The sequence below is a fragment of the Acinetobacter sp. YH12140 genome, assembly GCF_013418475.1.
Classification (GTDB): domain Bacteria; phylum Pseudomonadota; class Gammaproteobacteria; order Pseudomonadales; family Moraxellaceae; genus Acinetobacter; species Acinetobacter amyesii.
Genome location: NZ_VPBZ01000036.1, coordinates 1 through 2103, shown reverse-complemented (window position 1 = coordinate 2103; position 2103 = coordinate 1). Strand labels below are relative to the sequence as shown.

Genomic DNA, 2103 nt, shown 5'->3' with positions numbered 1-2103 from the left:
ATGAAGACGGCTTACGCCACCATCAAAGGTATTGAGGTGATGCGTGCACTACGCAAAGGCCAGGCCTCAGCATTTTATTATGGTGATCCCCTGGGCGAAATGCGCCTGGTAAGCAGAGTTTTTGAAACGTAAGGCCTTTGAATAAGACAAAAGGCTGCCTCATCGCTAACTTTGCAACAGTGCCATAAAAACACGTACGTGTTTAGAGGTACATAAGTGGACAGGTTCCTGACACATAAATTGTGTAAGTTGTATAACTTATGATTATTATGTAATCAGGGTGCTTGATAACCAATTCTGGATCATAAGTAGTTATCTACAGCTGTTTAATGTAATAGAGTAATAGAATTCTGCAACTCAACCAAGAACTGTCAGATCAGACAAAGTTGTCTTCCTGAGTAATTTATCTACAGTCTCATCTAGTATAATGTCGTATTTTTGCTCGACAAAATGTCGTATTTTTGCTAGTTTAAAGGTATGTGAAAACTGATGTATAAGGGAGATGCGATGACAACTAAAGCGAAAATGCAAATGCGCATCAAACGCTCAAAACGTTATGTTTTTATGCGTGATGATTTTAATGACATTGCGAATTATGACCAAATTGGAAGAGTTCTGCGAAACTTAGTTCAAGAAGGTGAGCTAATTAAAGTTGGTTATGGTATTTATACCAAAGCAAGAAAAAATCAAATTACCGGCAAAGTAATGCCAGCCTGTCCAGAAGGCGCGGATGCAGTGATCTTAGAGGCATTAAAAAGATTGGATGTGCAGGTTACGTTAGGAGAGGCTACGGAAAAATATTTATCTGGTCAATCCACCCAGATTCCAGCCTTTACTCAAATTAAAACCCCGCGTCGTTTTACACGCCAATTGTCTGTAGGTCGTAGCCAAATTAATGCCTGATATAAAAAATGTGTTTGCAGATGTCGCTGATGCACTTGGTATTGGTGCAACTTCTATTGTTGAAAAAGATTACTATGTTGTCGAGTTATTGAGACTATTACAGTCTCTAGAATTTGAAACGCATGACTTGGTTTTTGCTGGTGGAACTTCTTTAGCTAAAGCAAATATTCAGTTAAATCGGATGTCTGAAGATGTGGACATTAAAATAGTTCCAAAACCAAATATTGCATTAAGTCGCTCTAAAGCTAAAGTTGTACGTAAACAATTGCTTCATCAAGTACAAGACAAAATCTCTCAATCTGATTTCTTTACAATTGAAGAGGAACCAGTTGTCTGGGATGAATATCGTTATATGGAATTATTAATTCGATATCCTCAGCATTTCAACCAAGCTCCCTGTTTACGACCATTCATTAAATTGGAATTAGTTGAAACAGACTTACTTGAGCCTTTTGAATCTAGAAGTATCACCTCGTTTGTGTATGACTTGGCTAAGAAAGGGAAGCCAGTCGATGCTTTTCCCTCCGTCACAATTGTCAGTACCAGTATCGAGAAGCTGATAGCAATTTTAAGGCGTACAGCGGCCTTTGCTAGAAATGCTGAAAGAGCTGATGATGAATCATTAGTTCGACATGTGTATGACTACTTTAAAATTACCTATGGTAAACCACAAGATTTTGTTTATTTAGGGCACTTAGCTACTAAAGTTATAAAAACTGATATTGAGCGTTATGGTCGTCAGCATACTCTTATGGTTGAAGACCCGATTGCTGAATTGTTATTTGGTTTAAATGAATTAAGTCGTAATCCACTCTATAAAGCCAGGTTTAATAATTTTGTTGTTCCTATGGTGTTCGGGGACAAACAAATATCATGGCAGCAAGCCTATTCACATTTTCAGGACTCAGTTCAACAGATCTTCGCTAACTTAAAGTTGTAAATGTAGAAAAGAAATTAGCTTAAGCACAATAGATTATTTATTTACAATCACTCTTATTACAACTAAATTTGTCAAAATTCTTCAGAGTTTTTTCTTTGAATTCTAACTCGTAACTCATCGAAGATAGAAAATGTGGCACTGTTGCAAATAGTCGGTGGTGATAAACTTATCATCCCCTTTTGCTGATGGAGCTGCACATGAACCCATTCAAAGGCCGGCATTTTCAGCGTGACATCATTCTGTGGGCCGTACGCTGGTAC

Annotated in this window: 3 protein-coding genes and 1 pseudogene; 3 read left to right on the top strand and 1 reads right to left on the bottom strand. The window is 37.7% G+C overall.

Features of this window, described 5'->3' with window-relative positions:
• The 3 genes and pseudogenes from FTU75_RS18175 to FTU75_RS18165 form a co-directional block, all read left to right on the top strand.
• Positions 1–132: pseudogene (locus tag FTU75_RS18175) on the top strand (IS6 family transposase); the annotation flags it as partial.
• A gap of 375 nt (positions 133–507) precedes the next feature.
• The gene (locus FTU75_RS18170; protein ID WP_120376154.1) at positions 508–903 is read left to right on the top strand and encodes a DUF6088 family protein; all 396 of its coding nucleotides are present in this window, start codon (positions 508–510) and stop codon (positions 901–903) included.
• On the top strand, positions 896–1843 hold the full coding sequence (locus FTU75_RS18165) for a nucleotidyl transferase AbiEii/AbiGii toxin family protein (RefSeq protein ID WP_120376155.1): 948 nt from the start codon (positions 896–898) through the stop codon (positions 1841–1843). The genes FTU75_RS18170 and FTU75_RS18165 overlap by 8 nt, the downstream gene beginning before the upstream one ends.
• A 71-nt stretch (positions 1844–1914) precedes the next feature.
• Here the strand turns inward: FTU75_RS18165 and FTU75_RS18760 are convergent.
• On the bottom strand, positions 1915–2103 hold a 189-nt coding region (locus FTU75_RS18760; RefSeq protein WP_373684859.1), incomplete at its 5' end, for a hypothetical protein.